Below are 247 nucleotides of genomic sequence, written 5' to 3' on the forward strand. Positions count from 1 at the left end.
ACCTCTAAACTGTCCGCTTTAGACTTTGCGGCGGTAGCCTCTCTTACGGCTTGCTCTACTTGCGCTGTTGCATTATCTGCGGCGCTTTTCGCTGCTTCCGCCAATCCCTTCGTTTCCGATGCCGTGCTCTTCGCTTCTCTTGCTTCTGTTAAGGCTGTAAACGCTGTAGATTTCGCTTCTGTCGCAATAGTCTCCACGCTTGCTGCTTTAGCCTTGGCTTCTTCTGAAACACTCTTGGCTGTCTCTG

1 pseudogene is annotated in these 247 nt (G+C 51.4%); it reads right to left on the minus strand.

Annotation, left to right across the window (positions count from 1 at the left end):
- A pseudogene (locus tag ACFINA_RS09780) lies at positions 1-247 on the minus strand (hypothetical protein); the annotation flags it as partial.

Origin of the sequence: Bartonella sp. AC10YNML, from assembly GCF_042196825.1 — a bacterium.
Lineage (GTDB): Bacteria > Pseudomonadota > Alphaproteobacteria > Rhizobiales > Rhizobiaceae > Bartonella.